At 70.2% G+C, this 24466-nt stretch carries 20 protein-coding genes and 1 pseudogene; 12 read left to right on the plus strand and 9 right to left on the minus strand.

Going from position 1 to position 24466, the window contains the following annotated elements; genetic code table 11:
- Positions 1-20 precede the first annotated feature (20 nt).
- Positions 21-767 carry a hemolysin III family protein gene (locus tag ACFY1U_RS08145; protein WP_390693276.1) on the minus strand — a complete coding sequence of 249 codons (747 nt, stop codon included), beginning with the start codon at positions 765-767 and terminating at the stop codon, positions 21-23.
- A gap of 341 nt (positions 768-1108) precedes the next feature.
- Between ACFY1U_RS08145 and ACFY1U_RS08150 the strand changes: the two genes are divergently transcribed.
- On the plus strand, positions 1109-2932 hold the full coding sequence (locus tag ACFY1U_RS08150) for a phosphoenolpyruvate carboxykinase (GTP) (RefSeq protein ID WP_390693277.1): 1824 nt from the start codon (positions 1109-1111) through the stop codon (positions 2930-2932).
- Between the two features lie 417 nt (positions 2933-3349).
- On the opposite strand, the gene ACFY1U_RS08155 is transcribed toward ACFY1U_RS08150, so the two are convergent.
- Positions 3350-3766, minus strand: a complete 417-nt coding sequence (locus ACFY1U_RS08155) for a hypothetical protein (protein WP_390693278.1) — start codon at positions 3764-3766, stop codon at positions 3350-3352.
- A gap of 47 nt (positions 3767-3813) precedes the next feature.
- On the minus strand, positions 3814-5025 hold the full coding sequence (locus ACFY1U_RS08160; protein WP_389076436.1) for a pyridoxal phosphate-dependent aminotransferase: 1212 nt from the start codon (positions 5023-5025) through the stop codon (positions 3814-3816).
- Positions 5026-5957: 932 nt separating this feature from the next.
- On the opposite strand from ACFY1U_RS08160, the gene ACFY1U_RS08165 reads away from it, so the two are divergent.
- Positions 5958-6827, plus strand: a complete 870-nt coding sequence (locus ACFY1U_RS08165) for a serine protease (RefSeq protein WP_390693279.1) — start codon at positions 5958-5960, stop codon at positions 6825-6827.
- Positions 6828-6836: 9 nt separating this feature from the next.
- On the opposite strand, the gene ACFY1U_RS08170 is transcribed toward ACFY1U_RS08165, so the two are convergent.
- Both ACFY1U_RS08170 and ACFY1U_RS08175 read right to left on the minus strand, forming a co-directional pair.
- Entirely contained in the window at positions 6837-8468 is a 1632-nt protein-coding gene (locus tag ACFY1U_RS08170; RefSeq protein WP_390693280.1) for an amidohydrolase family protein, read from the minus strand.
- Between the two features lie 10 nt (positions 8469-8478).
- Positions 8479-9744 (minus strand): amino acid deaminase, encoded by a 1266-nt coding sequence (locus ACFY1U_RS08175; RefSeq protein WP_390693281.1) that lies wholly within the window; start codon positions 9742-9744, stop codon positions 8479-8481.
- Between the two features lie 219 nt (positions 9745-9963).
- Between ACFY1U_RS08175 and ACFY1U_RS08180 the strand changes: the two genes are divergently transcribed.
- From ACFY1U_RS08180 to ACFY1U_RS08200, 5 genes are all read left to right on the plus strand, one after another.
- Positions 9964-11190 carry a sugar kinase gene (locus ACFY1U_RS08180; RefSeq protein ID WP_390693674.1) on the plus strand — a complete coding sequence of 409 codons (1227 nt, stop codon included), beginning with the start codon at positions 9964-9966 and terminating at the stop codon, positions 11188-11190.
- A complete protein-coding gene (locus ACFY1U_RS08185) occupies positions 11187-11948 on the plus strand; it encodes an IclR family transcriptional regulator (protein ID WP_390693282.1) in 762 nt (253 codons plus the stop codon). Before ACFY1U_RS08180 ends, ACFY1U_RS08185 begins: the two co-directional genes overlap by 4 nt.
- A 33-nt stretch (positions 11949-11981) precedes the next feature.
- Positions 11982-12392, plus strand: coding sequence for a RidA family protein (locus ACFY1U_RS08190; protein ID WP_351462226.1), 411 nt, complete (start codon positions 11982-11984; stop codon positions 12390-12392).
- A gap of 151 nt (positions 12393-12543) precedes the next feature.
- Complete coding sequence (locus ACFY1U_RS08195) at positions 12544-14025, plus strand: GntP family permease (protein WP_390693283.1); 1482 nt, start codon at positions 12544-12546, stop codon at positions 14023-14025.
- 64 nt (positions 14026-14089) lie between these two features.
- Complete coding sequence (locus tag ACFY1U_RS08200) at positions 14090-14674, plus strand: hypothetical protein (RefSeq protein ID WP_390693284.1); 585 nt, start codon at positions 14090-14092, stop codon at positions 14672-14674.
- Here ACFY1U_RS08200 and ACFY1U_RS08205 read toward each other — a convergent pair.
- Positions 14671-14829: pseudogene (locus tag ACFY1U_RS08205) on the minus strand (zinc carboxypeptidase); the annotation flags it as partial. The gene ACFY1U_RS08200 and the pseudogene ACFY1U_RS08205 sit on opposite strands and share 4 nt — an antisense overlap.
- 171 nt (positions 14830-15000) lie before the next feature.
- Between ACFY1U_RS08205 and ACFY1U_RS08210 the strand changes: the two are divergent.
- The 3 genes from ACFY1U_RS08210 (at position 15001) to ACFY1U_RS08220 (ending at position 18893) form a co-directional block, all read left to right on the plus strand.
- Positions 15001-17385 carry an ATP-binding protein gene (locus ACFY1U_RS08210; protein ID WP_390693285.1) on the plus strand — a complete coding sequence of 795 codons (2385 nt, stop codon included), beginning with the start codon at positions 15001-15003 and terminating at the stop codon, positions 17383-17385.
- A gap of 51 nt (positions 17386-17436) precedes the next feature.
- On the plus strand, positions 17437-18342 hold the full coding sequence (locus tag ACFY1U_RS08215; protein WP_390693286.1) for an anti-sigma factor RsbA family regulatory protein: 906 nt from the start codon (positions 17437-17439) through the stop codon (positions 18340-18342).
- A gap of 77 nt (positions 18343-18419) precedes the next feature.
- Positions 18420-18893: an ATP-binding protein gene (locus ACFY1U_RS08220; protein WP_390693287.1), complete on the plus strand. Its 474-nt coding sequence runs from the start codon at positions 18420-18422 to the stop codon at positions 18891-18893.
- 51 nt (positions 18894-18944) lie between these two features.
- Here the strand turns inward: ACFY1U_RS08220 and ACFY1U_RS08225 are convergent, their stop codons facing one another.
- From ACFY1U_RS08225 to ACFY1U_RS08235, 3 genes are all read right to left on the minus strand, one after another.
- Positions 18945-20189: a hypothetical protein gene (locus tag ACFY1U_RS08225; RefSeq protein ID WP_390693288.1), complete on the minus strand. Its 1245-nt coding sequence runs from the start codon at positions 20187-20189 to the stop codon at positions 18945-18947.
- A 55-nt stretch (positions 20190-20244) separates the two neighbouring features.
- Complete coding sequence (locus tag ACFY1U_RS08230) at positions 20245-20751, minus strand: SigE family RNA polymerase sigma factor (protein WP_390693289.1); 507 nt, start codon at positions 20749-20751, stop codon at positions 20245-20247.
- An 82-nt stretch (positions 20752-20833) separates the two neighbouring features.
- Positions 20834-22546: a chitinase gene (locus ACFY1U_RS08235; protein ID WP_390693290.1), complete on the minus strand. Its 1713-nt coding sequence runs from the start codon at positions 22544-22546 to the stop codon at positions 20834-20836.
- Between the two features lie 297 nt (positions 22547-22843).
- Between ACFY1U_RS08235 and ACFY1U_RS08240 the strand changes: the two genes are divergently transcribed.
- Both ACFY1U_RS08240 and cpaB read left to right on the plus strand, forming a co-directional pair.
- Positions 22844-23665 (plus strand): hypothetical protein, encoded by an 822-nt coding sequence (locus tag ACFY1U_RS08240; protein WP_390693675.1) that lies wholly within the window; start codon positions 22844-22846, stop codon positions 23663-23665.
- 84 nt (positions 23666-23749) lie between these two features.
- The gene (gene cpaB, locus ACFY1U_RS08245) at positions 23750-24457 is read left to right on the plus strand and encodes a Flp pilus assembly protein CpaB (RefSeq protein WP_390693291.1); all 708 of its coding nucleotides are present in this window, start codon (positions 23750-23752) and stop codon (positions 24455-24457) included.
- The last annotated feature ends 9 nt before the right edge of the window (positions 24458-24466 follow it).

The raw sequence follows: 24466 nt of genomic DNA on the forward strand, positions 1-24466 counted from the left end.
CCCGGGGGCGCTGCGAGGTACTACCCGTGCTGGTACGCCACCAGCGAGATCCCCACGTAGTGGACGACGAACGCGGCCAGCGTGAACGAGTGGAAGACCTCGTGGAAGCCGAACCAGCGCGGTGACGGGTTCGGTCGCTTGATGCCGTAGATCACGCCGCCCGCGCTGTAGAGGAGACCGCCGACGATCACCAGGACCAGTACCGCGATGCCGCCCGTGCGCATGAAGTCCGGCAGGAAGAAGACGGCGGCCCACCCCATCGCGATGTAGCAGGGGGTGTAGAGCCAGCGCGGGGCGCCGACCCAGAAGACCCGGAAGACGATGCCCGCCGCCGCGGCACCCCAGATGCCCCACAGCAGCCACTGTCCCTTCGCGCCCGGCAGCAGCAGCATCGTCAGCGGTGTGTACGTGCCCGCGATGATCAGGAAGATGTTGGCGTGATCGAGTCTGCGCAGGACGCCGTCCATGCGCGGGCTCCAGTTGCCCCGGTGGTACAGCGCGCTCACGCCGAACAGCAGGCAGGCCGTCAGGGCGAAGATCCCGCAGGCGATGCGCCCTCTCGTCGAGTCCGCGAGGGCCGTGAGCACCAGGCCCGAGATGAGTGCGGCCGGGAACATGCCGAGATGCAGCCAGCCGCGGAGCTTCGGCTTGATCGGCTCGGCGAGTTGCTGGGCGTGCTGCTTGATCTGGTTCGGGATGGAGGGCGCGTCGGAACCGCGGCCGGCGGCCGCCGTGTCCATCGGCGTGTCGGGGACGGGCGCAGTCATGTCCCGCATCGTACCTACGGGACCGTAAGTTGCGGATGAGCGCGGGCCGAGAACGGGTCAAGAGTGGCCATCATCTCACGGCAGTCGGCGCCCCGGCCGACAGGCAAAAGAACCTTCAGATGAACTCAACGTGCACGCAAAAACACGCTTGGAAACACTCTCCCGCGTGACGATCCCCACTCCGCTCACCTGTGAGGCCCTCTGGACATATGGGCGCATCAGTCGGATGATCAAATGAGTGCGGTCGGCACCGGATGAGCGCTGAAGATCCAGCCACGAAGCATCCGGGCCGCAGCCCCCACGGGGCCTCCAAAACAAAAATCCCTCATTTAGGAGCAATCGTGGCGCGCGACAACGCGGCTCCCACCGTCATCCCCACCAAGCATCAGGAACTGATCTCGTGGGTGAACGAGATCGCAGCACTGACCCAGCCGGACAACGTGGTCTGGTGTGACGGATCCGAGGCCGAGTACGAGCGCCTGTGCGGGGAGCTCGTCGAAAAGGGCACCTTCAGGAAACTCGACCCGATCAAGCGCCCGAACTCCTACTACGCGGCCTCCGACCCGACCGACGTCGCGCGCGTCGAGGACCGCACCTTCATCTGCTCCGAGAAGGAGGAGGACGCGGGCCCGACCAACCACTGGAAGGCACCCGCGGAGATGCGGGAGATCTTCCAGGGCGAGAAGGGCGTCTTCCGCGGCTCGATGAAGGGCCGGACGATGTACGTCGTCCCGTTCTGCATGGGCCCCCTCGGCTCGGACCTCTCCGCGATCGGCGTCGAGATCACCGACTCCGCCTATGTCGCGGTCTCCATGCGCACGATGACGCGCATGGGCCGGCCGGTCCTCGACGAGCTCGGCTCCGACGGCTTCTTCGTCAAGGCCGTGCACACTCTCGGCGCACCTCTGGAGGACGGCGAGAAGGACGTTCCCTGGCCGTGCAACTCGACCAAGTACATCTCGCACTTCCCCGAGAGCCGCGAGATCTGGTCCTACGGCTCCGGCTACGGCGGCAACGCCCTGCTCGGCAAGAAGTGCTACGCCCTGCGCATCGCGTCGGTGATGGCGCGCGACGAGGGCTGGCTGGCCGAGCACATGCTGATCCTGAAGCTCACCCCGCCGACCGGTGCGTCCAAGTACGTCGCCGCAGCCTTCCCGAGCGCCTGCGGAAAGACGAACCTGGCCATGCTGGAGCCCACGGTCTCCGGCTGGACGGTCGAGACGATCGGCGACGACATCGCCTGGATGCGCTTCGGCGAGGACGGCCGCCTCTACGCCATCAACCCGGAGGCCGGCTTCTTCGGCGTCGCGCCCGGCACGGGTGAGCACACCAACGCCAACGCGATGAAGACGCTGTGGGGCAACTCCGTCTTCACCAACGTGGCGCTCACCGACGACAACGACGTGTGGTGGGAGGGCATGACGGAGGAGACTCCGGCCCATCTGACGGACTGGAAGGGCAACGACTGGACGCCGGCGTCCGAGACCCCTGCCGCGCACCCCAACGCCCGCTTCACCACCCCCGCCGCGCAGTGCCCGATCATCGCGCCGGAGTGGGAGGACCCGAAGGGTGTGCCGATCTCGGCGATCCTCTTCGGTGGCCGCCGCGCCACCGCGGTCCCGCTGGTGACGGAGTCCTTCGACTGGAACCACGGCGTCTTCCTCGGCGCCAACGTGGCCTCCGAGAAGACGGCCGCCGCCGAGGGCAAGGTCGGCGAGCTGCGCCGCGATCCGTTCGCCATGCTGCCGTTCTGCGGCTACAACATGGGCGACTACATGGGCCACTGGATCGACGTGGCCAAGGACAAGGACCAGTCCAAGCTGCCCAAGATCTACTACGTCAACTGGTTCCGCAAGAACGACCAGGGCAAGTTCGTCTGGCCCGGCTTCGGTGAGAACAGCCGCGTCCTGAAGTGGATCGTCGACCGCCTCGACGGCAAGGCGGAGGGCGTCGAGACCCCGATCGGCATCCTGCCGACCAGGGAGGCCCTCGACACGCGCGGCCTCGAACTCTCCGAGTCCGACCTGGAGTTCCTGCTCACGGTCGACAAGGAGGTCTGGCGCGAGGAGGCCGCGCTGGTCCCCGAGCACCTCAACACCTTCGGCGACCACACCCCGAAGGAACTCTGGGACGAGTACCGCGCGCTGGTGGAGCGCCTGGGCTGAGGCCCCCTCCGGGGAAAGCTCCGCGGCCGGTTGGGATGGGCCCTGACCAGTGATCGTCACGGCCGGCCGCGGTGAGTTGCGCGAGGCCGCGTACAAAGGCGTACGTGGCTCGGGCCTGCCGTGCCGCATCCGTCCGCCCCGACGGTAGCGGCCCGGCAGGCCTTCGCCGTTTACGGGTGCGGGTCCGTTGGGGCCGATCGCGCCTCGCGGCGGAGCCGCTGATCGACACAGCCCCGCGCCCCTTCAGGGGCGCGGGGAACTGCGCGAGCAACCACGACGAACCCGCAGCCGCCAAGCAGCATGGACCCCACGGCGAATAGGCGCACCGGGTCAAGCCAACGCAGTGCTGTGGCACCCGGTCCGCGCGACGCTGCGGGTAGCACGCGGACCGGGGCCGTCAAGGAGAGCCCTGAGGGCTCAGTGGGACGAGAGTTCGCGCGGCTCCAGAGCGGCCGCATGCACGTCCATCTGCTCGGCGGCAAGAATCGCCGCCGCCGTGTCCGCCCTGGACGCCGCCACGACGAGGGCGCGTCCGGCGAGAGCGTGGGCCCGCTCGTGCAGGGCCATGGGGTCCTCGTCCGACAAGGCCACGGACATGCGGACCGGCGTCATTCCGCCCCGCAGTCGGGCCACTTGCCCGGCGAGCCGCTCGGCCGCGGCGTCCAGCTCCTCCGAAGGGGAGGCCGCCCGAAGCTCGTCCGTGACGGCGAGCAGCGCCCCGAGATGACCCGCGAGCTGGATGTCCAGCTCCTCCTCACGGGAGCGGTGCGGAAAGTCGGAGGTGGTGCCGGCCATCGTGCTGTGGACCGACTTGGTGCGGATCGGTTCGTACATGGATGGCCTCCCGTGCTGTCAGGAAACCATCCTAGCTTAGATTTCGTCTAAAGTTGGCTGTAACCGTCGAGGAAGTTCCCGATCCGGGTGACCGCGTCCCGCAGATCCCCGACCGAAGGCAGCGTGACGACCCGGAAGTGGTCGGGTTCGGACCAGTTGAACCCGGTCCCCTGCACGACCATGATCTTCTCGCGCCGCAGCAGGTCCAGGACCATCCGCCGGTCGTCCCTGATCTTGAACACCTTGGGGTCGAGGCGCGGGAAGAGGTACAGCGCGCCTTTGGGCTTCACACAGGTCACGCCCGGGATCTGGGTGAGCAGCTCGTACGCGACGTCCCGCTGCTCCTTCAGCCGCCCGCCCGGCAGCACCAGGTCGTTGATGGTCTGCCGTCCGCTCAGGGCCGCGACCACGCCGTGCTGCCCCGGCATGTTCGCGCACAGACGCATGTTCGCCAGGATCGTCAGACCCTCGATGTACGAGTCCGCGTGGGCGCGCGGCCCGGAGATCGACATCCAGCCGACCCGGTAGCCCGCGACCCGGTACGCCTTCGACATGCCGTTGAAGGTGAGGGTCAGCAGGTCGGGGGCGACGGCGGCGGTCGGGGTGTGCGTGGCACCGTCGTAGAGGATCTTGTCGTAGATCTCGTCCGAGCAGACCAGCAGGTTGTGGCGGCGGGCGATGTCGGTCAGGCCCTTGACCATAGCCTCGTCGTACACCGCGCCCGTGGGGTTGTTGGGGTTGATGATGACGATCGCCTTGGTGCGGTCGGTGACCTTGCGTTCGACGTCCGCGAGGTCGGGCATCCAGTCGGACTGCTCGTCACAGCGGTAGTGCACGGCCGTGCCGCCGGAGAGGGACACGGCGGCGGTCCACAGGGGGTAGTCGGGCGACGGTACGAGGACCTCGTCGCCGTCGTCGAGCAGGCCCTGCATGGCCATCACGATCAGCTCGGAGACGCCGTTGCCGATGAAGACGTGCTCGACGTCGGTCTCGATGCCGAGGGTCTGGTTGTGCATGACGACCGCCCGGCGGGCGGCCAGCAGCCCCTTGGCGTCACCGTAGCCGTGCGCCGTCGACACGTTGCGGAGGATGTCCTCCAGGATCTCGGGCGGGCACTCGAAGCCGAACGCCGCCGGGTTTCCCGTGTTCAGCTTGAGGATGCGGTGACCGGCCGCCTCGAGCCGCATCGCCTCCTCGAGCACCGGGCCCCGGATCTCGTAACAGACGTTGGCGAGCTTGGTCGACTGGATCACCTGCATGTCTGGGAGCTTACGGCCCGGTAACGCGTCTTGGCCCGTGTTATCCGCCACGTGAGACATGGGGTTTTGGGCCGTTATCGCCGGTAGCTGTCCCACCAGTCCCGTCCGTCTCTAGAATGCGCGGTCATGTCCAGGCCACCCGAGTACGAATACGGGACACCTCAGGGTCCGCCGAACGTGTACCACCCGCAGCCGGAGCCGGCCCCCTCGTACGAGGAGTATGCCGATCCGGCCGTTGCGCATGGGTGGCTGAATGCGTATGACTCGACGCGGGAACTGCCTCTGGCGGTGGACGAGGGGGTTCGGCGGGCCGGGGTGGACAGGCCGTCCCGGCGGAAACGCTCCGCGGGAAGACGGGGGAATCGTCGTCGGGCGCCTGCAGGCCGGTGGGGGCTTGTCGCGCAGTTCCCCGCGCCCCTTAAGGGGGGTGTTGTGGCCGGTGGTGTCGTTGTTGCCCTGATTGTGGGGTTTTCTCTTGCCGGGTCTTCCTCCCCGCCCTCGGGTGGCGTGCAGGGCAAAGAGGCGAGTGCGGCGCCGACGGCCGGGGACTCCGTATCGCCCACGGCTTCGGAGGTCCCGGGTGGTGCTGTTGCCGGTCGGCCCGGCGGCGGGGCGGCATCGTCCCCGGCGGCTTCCCCGAGTCCGAGCGTCTCGCCGAGCCGGACCGCGTCCGGGGGTGTGACCCGGGAGCCGTCGGGCGGGGCGTCCACCGCGGGTGCCACGGCGACACCCACCCCCACCGCGAGGGCATCGGGCCCCGGCCGCTCCGGCAGCAACCCCGGACACGGTCAGGGCGGCACCAAGGGGCCCAAGCAGCCGTAGGGCTGGATACGTTCTTGCCCCACCACCCCTCTCCCTTCACAATGCACATGTCAAATCTATGGGCGGCCGGAAAATCTCCGGTCGCCCAAGTCGCAAGAGGGGACCCCCACATGAAGAAGCCTCTCCTCGCCGTGCTCTCGGCCCTGGTGATAACCGGGGCGGGCATGGCGCCCGCCGTCGCGGCGCCCCTGCTCGCGGACGGCGCGGCCACGAAGACGACGACGAAGACGGCCACGCCGACCATCAAGGCCGTCAACTTCGCCGGCACCGTGGCGCTCAGCAACTGTTCCGGCTCCGTCATCCGCTTCCCGAACTCCGCGGACACCGACCCGGCGCTCGTCCTGACCAACGGCCACTGCCTGGAGACCGGATTCCCGGCGGCGGGCGAGGTCATCGTCGACCAGGCCTCCAGCCGCAGCTTCAGCCTGCTCAACGCCTCGGCCACCAAGGTCGGGACGCTGCGCGCGAGCAAGGTCGCGTACTCGACGATGACGGACACGGACGTCACGATCTACCAGCTCACCACCACCTACGCGAAGATCAAGAGCACCTACGGCATCAGCCCGCTCACCGTGCAGGACACGCACCCGACCGCGGGCACCGCGATCACGGTCGTCTCCGGCTACTGGAAGAAGACGTACGCCTGCAACGTCGACGGCTTCGTCTACCGCCTCCAGGAGGGCGACTGGACCTGGAAGGACTCGCTCCGTTACACCTCCGCCTGCCAGACCATCGGCGGCACCTCGGGCTCGCCCGTCGTCGACAACGCCACCGGCAAGGTCGTCGCCGTCAACAACACCGGCAACGAGGACGGCGAGCGCTGCACCGAGAACAACCCGTGCGAGGTCGACGCGAGCGGCAATGTCACGGTCCGTCAGGGCATCAACTACGCCGAGGAGACCTACCAGATCCCGGCCTGCTTCGGAGCCGGCAACAAGCTGAACCTCAGCGCCGCCGGCTGCACCCTGCCCAAGCCGTAGTCCCGTAGCTCACCGCCGGGTGGCGTTCCGTCGCACGGGACTGCGACGGACCGCCCGACCCGCCAGTACGTCCGTCCGCCGGCCGTCCTCGATGACGAAGCGGCCGTCGACGAGGACGTACGGAATGCCCGTGGGTAGCGTGCGCGGATTCTCGTACGTCGAGCCCGCGGCCACCGTCCGCGGGTCGAACAGCACCAGGTCGGCCCGGTAGCCCTCGCGGACCAGACCCCGGTCCGGCAGCCGCAGCCGGGCGGCGGGCCTCGACGTGAGGTGGGCGACACACTCCTCCAGTGACAGCACCCCCAACTCCCGTACGTACCGGCCGAGATACTGCGGGAAGGTGCCGTAGGCGCGCGGGTGCGGCTTCGTGCCCTGGAGGATGCCGTCCGAGCCGCCGGTGTGGACGCGGTGCCGCATGATCGCCCGGACGTTCTCCTCGTGGCCCACGTGCTGCAGGATCGTCGAGCCCAGCCGGTCCGCCAGCAGCAGGTGACGGGCGGTGGCCCACGGGGCCTCGCCGCGCGCCTCGGCCGACCGCAGGATCGTACGGCCGACGAAATCGGCCAGCCCCGCGTCCGCCACGCCCGAGATCTCGATGGTGTCCCACTCGATGGGCACGCCGTGGCAGCCGTCCGCGCCCACGACCTCCATGTGGTGCCGGATCCGCTCCGCGGTCTCGTCGTCCGCGAGCCGTTTCAGGATTGCCTCGGGCCCTCCCTCGCTCGCCCAGCTCGGCAGCATCGCCACGAGGGTGGTGCAGCCGGGCGTGTAGGGGTACGTGTCGAGGCTGATGTCGGCCCCGGCGGCCAGCGCCTCGTCCAGCAGCGACAGCAGCTCCGGGGCCCGGCCCTCGTTCACGCCGAAGTTCATGGTGGCGTGGGCGAGATGGAGCGAGCAGCCCGCCCGACGGGTCAGGGCCACCATCTCCTCGTACGCCTCCAGGGCGCCCGCCCCGTACGAGCGGTGATGGGGGCAGTAGTAGCCGTCGTACTCGGCCACCACCCGGCACAGCTCGGTCAGTTCGGCGTCCTTGGCGTACATGCCGGGCGTGTAGGTCAGTCCGGACGACATGCCGACCGCGCCCTGCTCCAGGCCCTCCGCGACCAACTGCCGCATCCGGTCGAGCTCCTGCGGGGTCGCCTCGCGGTCCTCCCAGCCGACGGCGAGCATCCGGACCGTCCCCTGCGGGATCAGATAGGCGGCGTTCACCGCGATCCCCTGATCCAGCCGGTCCAGGTACTCGCCCACCGAACGCCAGTCGAAGTCGATGTCGTCGCCGTAACCGTTCCAGCCGGTGATCGCGCGGCGCACCTCGGCGAGCGTACGGTCGTCGACGGGGGCGTACGACAGTCCGTCCTGGCCCAGGACCTCCAGCGTGACGCCCTGCGCGGCCTTGGCACTGTGGTCGGGGTCGCGGAGCAGGGCCAGATCGCTGTGGGCGTGCATGTCGATGAAGCCGGGGGAGAGGACCAGCCCCTCCGCGTCCAGCTCCCGGCGCGCCTTGGGGCGTTGGCAGCCCGCGGCGGCCGCCTCCTTGACGATCGAGACGATCCTGCCGCCGTCGACCACCACGTCCGCCCGGTACGCGGGCTCACCGCTGCCGTCCACGACGTCCGCGTCCCGGATGACCAGCTCTTCCACGGCCTGGCTCCTAGAAGAAGGTACGGATGTAGTCGACCACCGTGCCGTCCGCCTCCGCCACCGGGATCAGCTGCCACTTGTCGAAGGACGTGCACGGGTGGGACAGGCCCATGCCCAGCCAGTCGCCGACCTCCAGATCCGCCTCGTCCGTCGTCCGCAGCCAGGCGTGCTGGTCGGACAGCGCGGTCACCGAGATGCCGGTCGCCGGGCGCTCGGCGCCGTCCCGCCGGACGACCTGCGCGAAGGGGAGGTCGAGGTCGTACGCCGCGTCCCGCTTGCCCGCGTTGACGAAGGCCTGGTCGGCGGTGGGCCGGGAGACGACCTGGGCCCAGAGACGGAAGGCGGGCTCCAGGGCACCCTCCTCCGGGACCCGGTTGAAGGGGGTGAGCTTGCGGTAGTGGCCGTCGTCGTGCGAGACGTAGGCGCCGGAGCGCAGCAACTTCAGGACGGGGGCGGAGAGTTCGGGGATCTCCGCGAACACGTCCGCCACCGCGTCGAACCAGGCGCTGCCGCCCGCGCTCACGACGATCTCGTCCAGGCCCGCGAACCGCCCCGCCTTGTCGAAGTCCACGGCCAGCGCGACCAGCCGCCGCAGCCAGGCGTGCACCCGCTCCGGGTCGGCCTGCGGGACCTCGCCCTCGTAACCCGCGACACCGACGAGCCGCAGCGTCCCCGTCCCGGCCACGGCATCGGCGACCGCCGCGCACTCCGCCTCCGTACGGACCCCGGTACGGGCGCCCTCACCGGCCGCCAGCTCGACCACGACGTCCAGCGGCCGGGCGGCACCCTGCAGCGCCGCGTCCATCAGCTCCACCCCGCGCACGGAGTCGACGTAGCAGACGAGACGGAACTCGGGGTCGGCGTCGAGCTCGGCCGAGATCCACCGCAGGCCGGCCGGGTCGACCAGCTCGTTGGCGAGGAAGACCCGCTGGGTTCCGAACGCCCGCGCCACGCGCACCTGGTGCGGCACCGCGAGGGTGATGCCCCAGGCGCCGCGCTCGATCTGCTGCCGGAACAGCTGGGGGGCCATGGTGGTCTTGCCGTGCGGGGCGAAGGCGAGGCCGTGGCGGGTCGCATACGTCTCCATCAGCGCGAGGTTGTGCTCCAGGCGCTCGGCGGACAGGGCGAGGACGGGGGTCGCGAAGCCGCCGGTGAAGAGGTTGCGGCGCTGGGCCGCGAGCTCGCCGACGGTCAGGCCGTCGGCGTCCGGCGGGAGGCCCTTGAACCGGTGGTCGACGCGTTCCCCGGCGAGCCGGGCGAGGTCTTCCGTGCCCATTGGGCCTCCCTGATCAGGTGTGTTGCAGTGCATGCAACGCTCATTGCGTATGTCGCTTACCGCTGTCTAACATCTCGGCCAACGCGGGGTCAACGACCGCCCGCTCACCCGACGCACCACCGAGGAGCTACGACGATCGTGACCGCGACCGGACCTTTCCATGCCCCCGACGGCGCCGGTGCCGTCGAGGTCGTCGATGTCGTCACGCTCGGCGAGTCCATGGTCACGTTCCTTCCCTCCCGTCCCGGCCGCCTCGCCGACGTCCCCTCCTTCGACCGCGCCATCGGCGGCGCGGAATCCAACGTGGCCTGCACCCTCGCCGCCGCCGGGCACTCCGCGCGCTGGGTGAGCAGGGTCGGCGCCGACGGCTTCGGCGACCACCTCGTCGAGGCGATCGGGGCGTACGGCGTCGACGTCACCGCCGTACGACGGGATGCGGCACGCCCGACCGGCATCTACTTCCGCACGGCCGGCGACCGGTCGACCGACGCCCACGAGGTGGCGTACTACAGGGCCGGATCCGCGGCCTCCGCGATGACGGTCGGCAACACCGACCTGGACGCGGTGTACGCGGGCCGGGTACTGCACCTGTCGGGGATCACGGCGGCGTTGTCGCAGGGGTGCCTGGGGCTGATGCGCGAGCTGACCGCGCCGCGGGCCGGGCGCCCGCTGATCTCCTTCGACGTCAACCACAGGCCGGGCCTGTGGCCGGACGCCCACGGGGCGGGGGTGCTGCTGGAACTGGCGCGCGGCGCCGACGTCGTGTTCGTGGGGGAGGACGAGGCGGAGGAGGCGTGGGGGGTGAGGGGCGGCCCGGAGGCGGTGCGCGCGGTGCTGCCGGAGCCGGGGGTGTTGGTGGTGAAGCAAGGAGGAGTGGGGGCTACCGCTTTCGTGTCGGCCGCGGGCAGTCGTGGGCCGATCGCGCCCACGCGGCGGAGCCGCACATGTCACAGTCCCGCGCCCCTAAATCCCACCGGTGGCCACGCCGTACCGCTCGCGGCCAGCCGCAACTCCGCCGAGCCTGCGGGCAGTCGTGCCGCTAGGGCGGCTCCCGACCCAAAGAAAGGCGGCACCCGGCCAGCGCCGGTCAGCGACACCTCCCCCCGCCCAGCCCCCACGCCGGGCACCTTTGTTCCCGCCCTCTCGGTGGACGTCGTAGCAACAGTCGGTGCCGGAGACGCCTTCGCCGCCGGTTTCCTGTCGGCAACCCTTCGGGGCCTGACGGCAGGGACCTGCCTGCGCCACGGCCACCTGACGGCGGCAGCCGCCCTCACCGCCCCCGGTGACCTGGCCCCACCCCCCACCCGTCACCACGCCGACCGCCTCGCCGCCCTCGACGACGACGCGTGGGGGAAACTTCGACTCGGCCCCGGCTGGACGCAAGCCGATGATCACGCCGTGGAGCGAGCCGTCGATCGGGCCGACGAGGAGGTACGTACGCCATGAGCCAGACCGTCGACCGCGCGCTCAGCATCCTGCCGCTGCTCGCCGAGGGCCCCGCCGACCTCGGCCAGGTCGCCGACCGCCTGGACGTGCACAAGTCCACGGCCCTCCGGCTGCTGCGCACGCTGCACGAGCACGGCCTCGTCTACCGCCAGTCCGACCAGCGCTACCGCCTCGGCGCCCGCCTCATCGCCCTCGCCCAGGAGGCCATGGAGAACCTCGACATCCGCGAGATCGCCCACCCCCACCTCGTACGCCTCAACGAGCAGTGCGGGCACACCGTCCATCTCGCCGTGTACGAGGAGTCCGAGGTCCTCTACATCGACAAGGTGGAGAGCCGGTACCCGGTCCGGATGTACTCACGGATCGGCAAGCCGGTCGCGATCACCGTCGCCGCGGTGGCGAAACTGCTCCTCGCCGACCTGCCCGAAGCGGAGCGCCGGGCGCTCGCCGACAAGCTCGACTACCCCATGTACACCTCCCGTTCCACCCCCAACGCGCCTGCTTTCCTACGGGAGCTGGACAAGGCGCGCGAACAGGGCTGGGCCACCGACCTCGGCGGCCACGAGGAGTCCATCAACTGCGTCGCCGCGCCGATCCGCGGTGCCGACGGCCGGGTCGTCGCCGCGATGTCGGTCTCCGCGCCGAACGTCGTCGTCACCGCCGAGGAACTCCTCACCCTGCTCCCCCTGGTACGCCGCACGGCCGACGCGATCAGCGGGGAGTACTCCGGAAGAACGCCCGTGAAGGACACCGTATGAAAGACACCGTATGAAAGACATGAAGGGCACCGCATGACCGAGAAGATCGCGCTCACCCCGAAGACCCACACCACCCCGCCCGCGAAGTTCTCCCACGGCGTCAAGAAGGGCAACATCCTCCAGGTCGCCGGCCAGGTCGGCTTCCTGCCCGCCGAGGAGGGCAAGCCCCCCACGCCCGCCGGCCCGACCCTGCGCGAACAGACCCTGCAGACCCTCGCCAACGTCAAGGCGATCCTGGAGGAGGGCGGCGCGAGCTGGGACGACGTGATGATGATCCGCGTCTACCTCACGGACGTCGACCACTTCGCCGAGATGAACGCCCTCTACAACACCTACTTCGAGGAACAGGGCCTCACCCAGCCGCCCGCCGCGCGCACGACGGTCTACGTCGGCCTGCCCGCGGGTCTCCTCATCGAGATCGACGCGCTGGCCGTACTCGGCTGACGACCTCTCAACTCCCGCACACCGTACGCACTCACGGCGCGGCGCCCGTCATCCCAAGGGGCGCCGTGCCGCGATCCCCCCTGCCCGGCCGCGCCTTCTGGGGGAAGACCCCCAGACCCCCTTGCCATGCACTTACGTAGAGGACCCCCCAATGTCCCTCCCGCTCGCCGCAACAGCCCCAGCCCCCGCGACCCCACCCCACACCGGAGGCCTGCTCCTCCTGGTCGACGGAACGGCCGGGCTCCTCACCGTCGCCGCCATCGGTATCGCCCTGCTCCTCTTCCTGATCATCAAGGTCAGACTCCAGCCGTTCGTCGCCCTGCTCGCCGTCTCCATAGCCGTCGGTCTGCTCGCCGGCCTCTCGGTCACCGAGCTCTTCGGCACGGTCCAGCGCTCGGACGCGGTGTCCACCATCGAGACCGGCATGGGCGGCATCCTCGGCCATGTAGCGATCATCATCGGCCTGGGCACGATGCTCGGCGCGATCCTCGAAGTCAGCGGCGGCGCCGAGGTGTTGGCGTCACGTCTGCTGGGCCTGTTCGGCGAGAAGCGGGCCCCGCTCGCGATGGGCCTGACGGGCCTCATCTTCGGCATCCCGGTCTTCTTCGACGTGGGCATCTTCGTCCTCGCGCCCCTCGTCTACGCCGCCGCCAAGCGCTCCGGCAAGTCGATCCTGCTGTACTGCCTGCCCCTCCTCGCGGGCCTGTCGATGACCCACGCCTTCCTGCCCCCGCACCCGGGCCCGGTGGCCGCGGCCGGTCTGCTCCATGTGCAGCTCGGCTGGGTCATCCTGATGGGCATCCTCTGCGGCATCCCGGCGGTACTGGCCGCCTGGGCGTTCTCCGCCTGGATCGGCCGCCGCATCTTCGTCGCCGTACCGCAGGACATGGTGGAGGCGGCGGCGGAGGCGAAGCTGGCGGTCATCAACGAGCAGCGTGAGCAGGGGGTCGAGCCGCGCGAGCACCCGGTGCCGCTGGGCACGGTGCTGGGCATCATCGGCACCCCGCTGATCCTCATCCTCGCGGCCACCTTCTCCTCCATCGCGCTGGACCCCTCCACCGGCCGCTCGGTGATCGAGTTCTTCGGCCACCCGTTCGTGGCCCTGACGATCGCGTTGCTGCTGGCGTACTACCTGCTGGGCATCCGCCGCGGCTGGTCCCGCAAGTCCCTGGAGACGGTGTCGACGGCCTCGCTGAAGCCGGTGGGCAACATCCTGCTGGTGGTCGGCGCGGGCGGTGTCTTCGGCGCGATCCTCAAGGCGAGCGGCGTCGCCCAGGCCCTCTCGGACACCTTCCACGACGTGGGCCTGCCGGTGCTCGTCCTCGCCTATCTGATCTCCGTGGTCCTGCGCGTGGCCCAGGGCTCGGCAACGGTGGCGATCGTCACGACAGCCGGCATCGTCGCCCCCCTCCTCACCGAGGGCCACCACTCCCAGGCCTTCGTCGCCCTCGTCATCATGGCCATCTCAGCAGGCTCCATCTTCGCCTCGCACGTCAACGACGGAGGCTTCTGGATGGTCGCCAAGTACTTCGGCATCAGCGAGCGGGACACCCTGAAGACCTGGACCGTGCTGGAGACGGTGCTGTCCGTGGTGGGGTTCGCGGTGGCGGCGGTGCTCAGCCTGTTCGTGTAGGCGTCTCATAACGAAGTTGGGGCTGGCTGTGTCCGCCACAGGATCTTCGACCATACTGCCCGCTGTGGAGCAGCGCATAGGATCGAGCAGCCAGCCCCTGAAGGGCGAGCCCGTGACCGGTGCCGGATTCGACCCGGCCTTCATCCCCGGGCTCACCTCACCCGTCTCCGAGAAGCCGGAGGAGGTCGAGGCGGAGGACACCGCGCCCGCCGAGCCAGAGCCCGAGCTCAAGGACGAGGACGCCGAGTCCGAGTCCGAGGAGCAGGAGCCGGTCGCGGAGGACGAGGACTCCGGGGACGGTGACGAGGACGAGGCCCCCGAAGGGCCCGTCTTCGAGGCCTCCGACCGGCGCGCGAAGATCGTCGCCGATCACAAGGGCGTCCGGCTCACCCTGGACGACCAGGAGTGCGAGTTCCGCTGGGACGAGATCGGCGCCGTGGAGACCGAGTCGCCCCGCTTCGGCAAGCGGTTCACCATCACCGTCCACACCCCTGACCGCCGCTGGTACCCGATCGAGATCGAGGCGACGGCCAGGGCACGCTTCAGCGAGTGGGACGAACAGCTGGACGCGGTCCTCGACGCGTACTTCGAAGACGGCGCAGAGGAAACCAAGGACACCGACGGCACCGAGGCCGAGGACGCCGACTAGCTGCAGTACTGGGCCGCCTTGCCGATGGACCGGTACCTACAGTCCGCGTTCTCCAGCAACTGCAGCACCGCGTCCTGGTTCCGTGACGTCTCCCGCTCGATGACCTCGTCGGGCGGGTAGAACCCACCTCCGGCACTGGACGTCGGATACCTCTCGGGTCATGGAATGGCATGGACAGGTCAAGCGAGCGGCAACCGGCCGGAGTGTACGCGCAGCCGTCACCGCAGAGGCGCCGTCCGGCGAAGTGCACTCGCGGGTGTGAGCGGAACGTGCATATATGCCGACTGCGGAGAAGAGTGAGGTTCCGTTTCAAGGGGAGGCTGATCATGGGCGGATCAGCGCCGCGACGAGACCGTCACCTGCCGGTCGAGACCACCAGCTTCGTCGACCGGCGCGGCGAACAGACCGAGGGCCGCGAACTGCTCGCCAGGGCACGCCTGGTCACGCTGACCGGACCGGGCGGCGTGGGCAAGACCCGCCTCGCCGCACGGATCGCGGCCCGCGTGGAACGGGCCTTCCCGGACGGTGTGCGGTTCGTGCACCTGGCCGGGCTGCACGACCCGGCGCTCGTCCCGCTCGCCGCAGCCGACGCGCTCGGCCTGCACGACCACTCCGCGCAGCCGCCACTGGACGCCCTGGTCGAGCAGGTACGGGACCGGCGCCTGCTGCTCGTCCTGGACAACTGCGAACACCTGCTGCAGGCGTGCGCCGAGCTCGCCGCCGCCCTGCTGCACGGGACCACCGGCGTCCGTGTCCTCGCCACCAGCCGGCACCGCCTCGCACTCACCGAGGAACACCTCCTGGAGGTACGGCCGTTACCCGTCCCGGACCCTGACGGCGACCTTTCGGCCGCCGACGGCTACCCGGCCCTCGCCCTCTTCGCCGACCGTGCCGCCGCCGTGGTCCCCGGCTTCCGGCTGACCGCCGGCAACCGCGCCGCCGTGGCCCGTCTCTGCCGCCGCCTGGACGGCCTTCCGCTCGCCATCGAGCTGGCCGCCGTACGGATGCGGGTCCTCGGTGTCGAACAGCTCCTGGAGCGCCTCGACGACCGCTACCGCCTTCTCACGGCCGGCAGCAGCGCGGCCCTGCCTCGCCACCAGACCCTGCGCGCCGCCGTCGACTGGAGTTACGGACTGTGCACCGCCGAGGAGCAGTTGGTGTGGGCGCGGGCCTCCGTCCTGCCCGGCGGCTTCGATCTGGAGACGGCGGAGGCGGTGTGCGCGGACGGCGAGCGAAGCGAGAGGGGGGTCCCCCCGGCCGGAGGCGGGGGAAGGGTGCGGCCGCAGGAGGTGCTGGAGGCGGTCGCGGGGCTCGTCGACAAGTCCGTGCTGGGGCGGGAGACGGGACCGGACGGCGTCCGCTACCGGCTGCTGGACACCCTGCGGCACTACGGCCTCGACCGGCTGCGGCAGCTGGAGGGCGAGGAGGACGCCACCCGGCGCCGGCAGCGGGACTGGATGCAGCGGCGGGCCGCCGACTGCGAACGCGCCTGGTTCGGGCCCGGGCAGCGGGAGATCGTCGCCCGGCTGCGGGCCGACCAGGACAGCCTGCGCGCCGCCCTCGACTTCGGCCTCACCGCCCCCGGCGAACGCCTCGCCGCCCTGCGCCTCGCGGGCACCCTGTGGTTCTACTGGCACGCCTGCGGAGCACCCCGCGAGGGCCGCTACTGGCTGGAGCGGGCCCTCGACGCCAACCCCGAACCGACCGTCGAGCGGGCTCGCGGACTGTGGGTGGCCGGCCTGCTGGCGGGCGCCACCCGGGACATGACCGGAGGCCTGCGCCGCGCACGGGACGCCCAGGCGCTGGCCGAGCACCTCGGCGACAAGGCAGAGGCCGCTCACGCCGCCTACGTCATCGGCGTCATCCGTCTGTTCGGCAACGAACTGCCCGCCGCCCTGGAGCACTTCGAGGCCTCCGTCGCCCGCGGCCCCGTCCCCGGCCAGCACCTCAGCCTGCACGGCCTCGACCAGGTCGAACTGGCCTGCGCCCTGGGCTTCCTGGGCGAGGCCGACCGCGCCGTCGAGGTCTGCGAGCGGGCGCGCCGGCTGTGCGAGGAGCACGGCGAGGAGTGGGTGCGCTCGTATGTGCTGCGGATGCTGGCCCTCGCCCACACCGTGAAGGAGGACTGGGACGAGGCCGGACGGCACGCCCGCGAGGCTTTGCGCCTCAAGCTCGCCGTCAACGACGTCACCGGCATCGCCCTCACCCTCGACCTGCTGGCCCACATCGCGACCCGGGCGGGCGCCCACGACCACGCGGCCGCCCTGCTCGGCGGCGCCGACCGCACCTGGGCCGACATCGACCGGGACCGCTGGGGCTCGACCTACCTGGGCGCCATCCGCCGCGACACCGGCGAGCAGGCGTCGGCCGCCCTGGGACGGGCCGCGTTCGAGCGGTCGTACGAGAAAGGAGGCGCCCTGGGACTCGCCGAACTCGTCGCGTATGCGACGGAGGACGAGGAACCCCGGCGCCCCGCACCGGCAAGGGAGACGAGTGGCCGCCGCAGATCCCGGCCCCCGCAGGACAGGACACTCACCCGCCGCGAGACCGAGGTCGCCGAACTCGTCGCGCAGGGCCTCGCCAACCAGCAGATCGCCGACCGGCTCGTCATCGCCCGGCGTACCGCCGAAGGCCATGTGGAACGCATCCTCAGCAAACTCGGCTTCAGCAACCGCAGCCAGATCGCGGCCTGGGTGACCGCCCAGACCTGAGCCCCGTCCAGGCTCCCCTCCAGGCCCCACACCCCCACAGAGAGGAGAACCATGCCCAGCACACCACCCGCCCCCACCCCGTTCGACCACCGCATGGCCGTGTACGGCGCGGACGACGAGTTCGTGGCCGCCGCGCTGCCGTTCCTCGTCGAAGGCCTTGGCGCCCTTGGCGAACCCCCGCCGGTGGCCATCGCCGCCCCCGACAAGCTGGACCTGCTGCGTGACGCCCTGGGCGGTGACACGAAGAGTGTCACCTTCGTCCCGCACACCGAGTGGTACACCGGCTCGGCCGCCAACGCCGTGGCCCAGGGCGCCGGTTACCTCGCCGCGCACGCGGGCCCCGGCGGCCGTATCCACCTCCTCATGGAACCCGTCTGGAACGGCCGCGCAGGACGCTCCGCCCGGGAGACCACCGAGTGGATCCGCTACGAGGCACTCGCCAACCTCCTCTTCGCACCGCTGGCGACCACGGCCCTGTGCGCCTACGACACCCGCACCGCCGGCGCGGCCATCATCGAGGCGGCCCGCCGCGCCCACCCCGACACGGCGGTCTACGAGGACCCGGTCCGCCTCACGGCCGAACTGGACTCCGTACCGCTGCCGTTGCCCCCGGCCACCGCGGAGCCGCTCAGGCAGCCGGACCCGGAGGCCGTACGCAGGGCGGCCGCCGCCCGTGGACTGGCGCCCGCGGACGCGGAGTTGTTCACGGAGGCCGTCACCGCCGCGGTCATCTGGCTCGGCTCCGTGACCGGCGCCCTGATGTGGGGCGAGGCACCCGCCTGCGTCTGTGAGCTGCGTGCACCCCACCGCCTCGACGACCCGCTGGCCGGCTTCGTCCCCCCGCCGGTCCCCGAACTGGAACCGGGACAGGGCCTGTGGTTCACCCGGCAGGTCTGCGCCTACGTCGACGTCCGTGACGACGGGACGGGGACGACCGTACGGCTGCAGTACGGGTAACCGCTTGCCCGTACGCAGGTAGGGAAACAGGTAGTCCTCCCCGTTTGCCGCGCCACCGGGGAGGACACCCTGAAACCATGCTGGATCTCTCCGGGACCCCCCACCCGGACTCGGACGCTCAGTTCGCCGCGTACCCTCAACCACCCCTGCGAGCAGGGCATTCGAGCGTGGAGTACGATCCCCGCCCGACCGCCGTCCGCGAGGCTCGCGCAGAGGTCCGAAGACAGCTGGAGGTCTGGGGGCTGGCCGACCGGGACGACCTGGTGGACGTCGCCGAACTCCTCGTCAGCGAACTGGCCACCAACGCCCTGCTGCACTCCGCGAGCCGCTTCCGGCTCACCCTCTCCGCCGCACACGGCGTCCTGCGCTGCGAGGTGCGGGACGGCGGCCGCCGCACCCCGCAGGTGCTTCAGGCGGGCGCCTCGGAGAGCGGCCGAGGGATGTTCCTGGTGAACGCGCTGGCCAGACGCTGGGGCTGCCACCAGGACGGACAGGGCAAGACGGTGTGGTTCGAGCTGGGCACGTGCGGGGCGGACGGCTGCGGCTCCTGACGGCCCTCATTCCCGCACTGCTGCCTCACGCCCCGGGACATGTCCGGCCGTTCACCGCCACCACTTGGGGCTGAGAGCGATCGTGCGCAGCTGTTTCATGGTCAGCGCGGGGGTCTTGCGGGTCGCGGCGGTGTCCTGGGCGCCGGAGTTGAAAGCACTGATCACCACTCGCCTCCCGTCGGTCCTGATGGTGTCGACGGTCCACATCACGACACCGGCGCCGCCCTTCTCGCCCGGCACCTGGTGCACGGCGACCTTTGTCCCGTCGGCGAGGACCTCGGCGTCGGAGCCGAAGAGGTCGCTCTCGGCGTCCGCCATATTGGGCTGGACGTTGACCTGGACGAGGCTCTTGCCCTTGCCGTCGTCGAGGACGAGGTAGCCGAACCCGGAGTCGTCACCGCTGCCTTCGGACACCTTGAACGCCCCCTTGGGAAGGAGGGACCTGAGGGTCGGAGCGACCGCCACGGAGGCGGCCGTCGCGGTGTCACTCGGCTGTGCGGTCGGCGTCCTCGTGTCCCGCGGCATCGCGTCGATGGCGTCCCGCCAGGCACCGGCGGCGGCGAGCTTCCTCAACTGGGCGGCTGACAAAGGTGGTTCGGTCCGGCTGACCGGCGCATCCTTCTCGGCCGCCGCGTTCCACTCGCTCACGCTGACATGCTGACCCTCCGGCGTGACGAGCTCGGCGCTCCACCACTTGGTGTCCACCCGCCGGTCCGGATACTCGTACCCCTGCAGCACCATGACCACCGAGGCGTCGGACAGCCGGGTCGTGCTGCAGGCGTCGTAGCGGACGAACACCTTCCCAGGGCACTCGGTGGTCTGGCGCGCCTCGTCACTGCCCGGCTCGACCCGCCCCAGGTTGACGCTGATGGCCGCCGGGCCCCTTCCGTCCTCGTACACGAGCTGCACATACGACCCGCGGGCTTCCGCCTTGCTGAACTTCCCCTTGGGCAGCAGCCTTTCGAGCGTGCTGATCATCTGGTCGCCGGAGACGGGCGAGGGGGTAGGTGTGGCGGCGGCGGTGTGCTTGCCGGTGCCGACCGAGGTCCCGTCCTGGTGCGGCGACGTGCCGCCCGGCAGCAGCACCGCCCCGCCCGCACCGACGAGGGCGAGCGAGGCGACGCCGCCCACGACGGCGGCCCGCCGCCGCAGCAGCAGGCGGCGCCGCCCCCGCAGCGCACCCGCGGCGGCGAGCGCGGCCCGGTCGGCGACGAAGGTTTCGCCGGCCTGCCGCAGATCCGCCGAGAACCGTTCCTCGAAGGGGCCGAGGGGATTGTCGTGCTGTTCGAAGGGCATGACGGACCACCGTTTCGCGATAAGGATCAAGAAGAGGTGAGGTGGAGGAGGCCGTTCAGGGGCGGGCGTACTCGCCGAGGTCCTCGCCGAGCAGCTCCCGCAACCGCCCAAGGGCCCGGACGCACCGCGTGCGCACCGCCGCCGAACTGGCGTTCATGGCCTGGGCGGTCTCCTCGATGGAGCGGTCCTCCCAGTACCGCAGGACGACCACGGCCCGGTCCTTGGCGGGCAGCTGGCCCAGGGCCTCCAGCAGGGTCAGCCGCAGCGGCATGTCGCGGCCGTCGTCGGGCATGTCGGGCAGCACGTCCGTGGCACGCTCGGTGCTGCTGCGCCTGCGCTGATGGGTGAGGAACGTCCGCATGAGAACGGTCTGCGCGTATCCCGCGGGGTTCCCCACGCGGGACACGCGCCTCCAGCTGACGTACAGCCGCCCGAGTGTCTCCTGCACCAGATCCTCGGCCAGATGTGTGTCACCGGCGGTCAGCAGACAGGCGGACCGGTAGAGATGCCCCGCACGCACCGCCGCGAACTGCGCGTACTCGTCCGCGCGTGCCTGTCTCATACCCGTTCCCCCTGTCCGCCGGCGCCGCCCTCACTTCATTGACGCGGTGGGCCCGGAGAAATGTTTCATGGCCGTTCGGCCGCTACGGCAGCCCATGCACATGCGCGCCGACGGAATTCGACCAAGAACCCCCCGCGGCCGCATCCCAGTTCGTCGACCACGTCATCGCGCCCCGCAGGTCGGGATACGTCTTCGACGGCTTGAAGGAACCGCAGTTCGTGCCGGCCGTCAGGCAGTCGAGGGCGTTGTTCACGACCGTCGGAGAGACATAGCCGCTGCCCGCCGCGCTCGTCGAAGCCGGCAGGCCCAGGCCCACCTGGGACGGGGCGAGGCCGCCCTGCAACTGGATGCAGGCCAGGGCCGTCAGGAAGTCGACCGAGCCCTGGCTGTAGACCTTGCCGTCGCAGCCCAGCATCGAACCGCTGTTGTAGTACTGCATGTTGACGACCGTCAGGATGTCCTTCACGTTCAGCGCGGTCTGGAAGTACGCGTTCGACGTCGACTGCATGTCGATCGTCTGCGGGGCCATCGTGATGATCAGGGACGAGCCCGCCTTTGACGACAGCGTCCGCAGCGCCTGTGACATGTACGTGGCGTTCAACCCGTTCTCCAGGTCGATGTCGACGCCGTCGAAGCCGTACGTCTGCATCAGGGAGTACACGGAGTTCGCGAAGTTCGTCGCCGACGTCGAGTCGCTCACCGACACCGTGCCGTTCTGGCCGCCGACCGAGATGATCACCTTCTTGCCGGCTGCGTGCTTCGCTGCGATGTCCGCCTTGAACTGGTCGACCGTGTAGCCGCCGAGCCCCGCCGAGTCCAGGTTGAAGGTCACCGCGCCCGGCGTGGTCGTGGCGTCGGCGAAGGCCACGGCGATGATGTCGTACTGCGACGAGACGTCGGAGATCTTCTGGACCGTGGCGCCGTTGTTGAAGTTCTGCCAGTACCCGGTGACCGCGTGCTTGGGAAGCGCGGTTCCACCGCCGCCCCCGGAGGACGCGGTCGTCGTGCCCGTCACCGCCGTCGACTTCGCCGACTCACCGGCCGAGTTGGTCGCCGTGACCTGGAAGGAGTACGACGTCGAGGCCGTGAGGCCGGTGACCGTCGCCGACGCTCCCGTCACCGCCGTCACCTTCGTGCCGTCGCGGTAGACGTTGTAACCCGTCGCGCCCGACACCGCGGTCCAGGACAAGGACACCGAGGAGGACGTCGTGCCGGACACCGACAGGCCACCCGGCGTGGACGGGACCGTCGGTGCCGGATCGCCGCCTCCGCCGCCGTCCGGGCCGTACACGGACACGTCGTCCGCGTAGTACGCCGCCTGGCCGTACCAGCCGTGCGTGTACACCGTCACGGAGGTCGTGGCCGAGCCCGTGGTGAAGCTCGTCGTCAGCTGCTTCCAGGAGGACGAGTCCGGGGTCCAGGTCGACACGTCCGTGGTGCCCGTGCCGGTCACGCCCAGGAAGGCGTAGCCGCCCTGTACCCAGGCGCTCAGCGAGTACGTCGAGTTCGGCTGCACCGCCACCGTCTGGCTGCACTGGGCGTCGTCCTGCCCGGCCGGGGTGGCCTTGAGCGCGGCGGCGCCGCCGTGCACGGGGGAGGAGACCGTCGTACCGCTGCTCGCGGAACAGGTCCAGTTGCCGAGGCCCGCCTCGAAGCCGGCGTTCCTGGCGTTGTTGACGTCCGCTGCGGACGCCTGGCCCGTGCCCGCGAAGGTGAGGGCGAGGGCGGCGGTGACGGCTCCTGACCAGAACCGTGCTGTCGAAAGCCGTGCCGTAGATCGTCTCTGTGGGGACATGACAATAAGTTGGTCCAGACCAATTCCCCTGTCAAGAGGTCCAGACCAAATGTGCCGCGGGCTCGCTCGCGGATCGGCGAGATGCTCGAACCTGCCCCGTTTTGACGCACCTTGTGAAACGCGAGTTGCTCATCAGCTACACAAACGCTGTTCTCCGGCCACAGAGGCGTGGATACAGTGCTGAGGTAGTCACGGAGTGAAGTCACCTCGGTGTCCCGGAGTTACGCGCCGGTCCGCCGACGGGCGTACCACGGGGAGCTGCGCGTGCCAACTGCCATCGCCGTGACCAGTGCCGACATGGCGCTGCCACCGCAGGACGAGCGGACCCTGCCTGCCGTCGTCCTGCAGGACCTGGACAAGCAGCCGCTGGAGCAGGCGCTGGCGGGTGTGCAGAGTCTGATCGACCAGCACGGCCATCTGATCGTCGTCTGCTCCCAGGCGGTCTCCGCGGAGACGGGTCGGCGGCTGCACACGATCCGCTCCCTGCTGGAAACCGACCGAATCGCCCTGTTCCGGCCCGCTCTGCCCCCGCTCGGACTGGCCGTCCTGGCCCGCCAGTTGAGGCAGCTGGCCTCCTGCGACCTCAGCCCCGGAGTCCTCGCCTCCGCCGGGCGCCTGCTCACCCATTACATCCACGCCGGAGCACTGCTCGGCTCGGTCGCCCGCCTCGACCGCGTACAGGTAGGCCTCAAGCAGCACGCCAAGTCCTGGGTGCCGGGCCAGCACTTCGCCGTACTCGCCCATCCCGAGCCGCAGTTGGTGAAGCTCGCCCCCGGTGCTTCCCTCCCGGGGCCGGAGTTCGGCACCTCCATGCTGGTCGCCAAGGGGCAGCTCCAGTCGGACTGGGTCACCGCGAGCCTCGTCCCGCAGTGGAACGCGCAGGGGCTGCGGGAGGCCGCGCTGCCGGCCGAGTCCGCGGTCTGGTGGGGGACGGGCAAGCTGATCGAGTTCGCCGCCTTCCTGCCCGACCTGTCCGTGCTGTACCAGCTGGTCACCTCGGTACGGCAGGGCTCCTGCCACTGGTGCGGCATCGACGTCATCGGCGACCGCTGTGTGTTCTGCTCCGCCGGACCGCCACCCCTTCTGGAGAACCAGCTCCCGGCGGGGAGAGGCTCCTGAACCGCCCGCCGGCTGCGCCGCAGACGTAACGCTCGCACGATCCCGTCCGCTCGACCGATATCCCCCAATGAGGTTGTACGGTTCATGAACTCCCGTCAGCGCCGTGGCGTGCTACTCCTGCTTCTGTCGGTCGTCTGCGCCCTCGGCGCGTTCGTCGGCGTCCTGTCCGTCATCAGTGACGTGAAGTCCCAGGTCGGGCCCAAGGTCACGGCGTACGAGGTCAAGAGCGACATCAAGCCGTACAGCAGCCTCAGCGCGTCGCAGTTCGAGAAGACCGAGATGCCCAAGCGGTGGCTGTCGGCGAACGCGGTCACCGATCTCGCCGGCCTCCGCGGCAAGGTCGCCGTGACGACCCTGAAGAAGGGCTCCCTGCTGCAGAGCGACATGATCGCCGATCAGCCCGCTCTGCAGCCCGGGCAGCAGGAGGTCGCCATCATGATCGATGCGGCGACCGGCGTCGCGGGCAAGATAACGCCGGACTCCAAGGTCAACGTCTACGCCACCTTCGAAGGACAGAAGCAGGGTGACCCCGACCTGTCCAAGATCATCGTGACGAACGCCAGGGTCCTCGACGTCGGCGACCTCACCTCGCTCCAGCCCGACGCCGACAACCGCACCGGCCAGTTCACCAAGGCCGTCCCCATCACCTTCGCGCTCTCCGCGCTCGACGCCCAGCGCCTGACGTACGCGGAGTCCTTCGCCAAGCGGGTCCGGCTCGCGCTGGTCGCGCCCAGCGAGACCGGCACCATCCCCGAGCAGGACCGCACGTACCAACTCGCCAAGGACAAGTGAGAGGCCACC

This window comes from Streptomyces sp. NPDC001351, assembly GCF_042896045.1.
Taxonomy (GTDB): Bacteria; Actinomycetota; Actinomycetes; order Streptomycetales; family Streptomycetaceae; genus Streptomyces.

Excerpts from the sequence above, each read along its gene's own strand:
- ACFY1U_RS08145 (WP_390693276.1), bottom strand. The coding sequence starts at position 767 with ATGACTGCGCCCGTCCCCGACACGCCGATGGACACGGCGGCCGCCGGC.
- ACFY1U_RS08155 (WP_390693278.1), bottom strand. The coding sequence starts at position 3,766 with ATGTACGAACCGATCCGCACCAAGTCGGTCCACAGCACGATGGCCGGC.
- ACFY1U_RS08160 (WP_389076436.1), bottom strand. The coding sequence starts at position 5,025 with ATGCAGGTGATCCAGTCGACCAAGCTCGCCAACGTCTGTTACGAGATC.
- ACFY1U_RS08165 (WP_390693279.1), top strand. The coding sequence starts at position 5,958 with ATGAAGAAGCCTCTCCTCGCCGTGCTCTCGGCCCTGGTGATAACCGGG.
- ACFY1U_RS08175 (WP_390693281.1), bottom strand. The coding sequence starts at position 9,744 with ATGGGCACGGAAGACCTCGCCCGGCTCGCCGGGGAACGCGTCGACCAC.
- ACFY1U_RS08180 (WP_390693674.1), top strand. The coding sequence starts at position 9,964 with ATGGTCACGTTCCTTCCCTCCCGTCCCGGCCGCCTCGCCGACGTCCCC.
- ACFY1U_RS08185 (WP_390693282.1), top strand. The coding sequence starts at position 11,187 with ATGAGCCAGACCGTCGACCGCGCGCTCAGCATCCTGCCGCTGCTCGCC.
- ACFY1U_RS08190 (WP_351462226.1), top strand. The coding sequence starts at position 11,982 with ATGACCGAGAAGATCGCGCTCACCCCGAAGACCCACACCACCCCGCCC.
- ACFY1U_RS08195 (WP_390693283.1), top strand. The coding sequence starts at position 12,544 with ATGTCCCTCCCGCTCGCCGCAACAGCCCCAGCCCCCGCGACCCCACCC.
- ACFY1U_RS08210 (WP_390693285.1), top strand. The coding sequence starts at position 15,001 with ATGGGCGGATCAGCGCCGCGACGAGACCGTCACCTGCCGGTCGAGACC.
- ACFY1U_RS08215 (WP_390693286.1), top strand. The coding sequence starts at position 17,437 with ATGCCCAGCACACCACCCGCCCCCACCCCGTTCGACCACCGCATGGCC.
- ACFY1U_RS08220 (WP_390693287.1), top strand. The coding sequence starts at position 18,420 with ATGCTGGATCTCTCCGGGACCCCCCACCCGGACTCGGACGCTCAGTTC.
- ACFY1U_RS08225 (WP_390693288.1), bottom strand. The coding sequence starts at position 20,189 with ATGCCCTTCGAACAGCACGACAATCCCCTCGGCCCCTTCGAGGAACGG.
- ACFY1U_RS08230 (WP_390693289.1), bottom strand. The coding sequence starts at position 20,751 with ATGAGACAGGCACGCGCGGACGAGTACGCGCAGTTCGCGGCGGTGCGT.
- ACFY1U_RS08235 (WP_390693290.1), bottom strand. The coding sequence starts at position 22,546 with ATGTCCCCACAGAGACGATCTACGGCACGGCTTTCGACAGCACGGTTC.
- ACFY1U_RS08240 (WP_390693675.1), top strand. The coding sequence starts at position 22,844 with ATGGCGCTGCCACCGCAGGACGAGCGGACCCTGCCTGCCGTCGTCCTG.
- cpaB (WP_390693291.1), top strand. The coding sequence starts at position 23,750 with ATGAACTCCCGTCAGCGCCGTGGCGTGCTACTCCTGCTTCTGTCGGTC.